The 612-nt window shown below is 40.7% G+C and carries 1 pseudogene; it reads left to right on the top strand.

Going from position 1 to position 612, the window contains the following annotated elements:
• Positions 1 to 440 (top strand): annotated as a pseudogene (locus tag CBG25_RS14200) (hypothetical protein); the annotation flags it as partial.
• Positions 441 to 612 lie beyond the last annotated feature (172 nt).

The following is a 612-nucleotide window of genomic DNA, read 5'->3' as shown; positions in this document are numbered from 1 at the left end:
GCAAATATGAACGCCCTAATCCACAACCAAAAGCCGTAGAGCGTTTCACCCATTCGGATACTCGTAACCTGACACATTTAGTCTGGTGTATGACAAATGGTTTTCGTTTTGAGCGTTCATGGAGTAATGCGGTGTGGCTGGCGTTACGCGAAGTGACTGGCACACCATCCCCGGAGCGTTTTCAGGTAGAGCATATACCGCTGATGGCTAAAGAATGTCGCAGGATTTACTATATCACCGAGTCACTACGCCAGATTATCAATGACGCTGAAAAGCAGACGATCAAACGACTTTTGCGTAAACGTGAGAATATCTATACCGTGTTAGCGGAAATAAAACAGCTTTTTGAACAATTCCACCATCAACAAATCGGGATAATCACCGCGCGYACCGATCASTGGTATGAAGGTGAATTGACCCACTTCCTRGAACGTCACTAATTAATCTYAACGCCCCTTTTTAWAGGGGCAATCTTTYATCAATTTMAKTATTSASGAGTTTCGCAGTCTCTAAAAAAGAAGTATAAATTTAAAAACAAGAAAAAATCAGGATGTTCATATTTTGTCCGGTTATCCATGCATTAAAGATATCTATAAAATATTCTTGCAAGTA

This window comes from Arsenophonus sp. ENCA, from assembly GCF_002287155.1.
Classification (GTDB): domain Bacteria; phylum Pseudomonadota; class Gammaproteobacteria; order Enterobacterales; family Enterobacteriaceae; genus Arsenophonus; species Arsenophonus nilaparvatae.
This window is presented reverse-complemented; position numbering and strand designations above follow the sequence as displayed.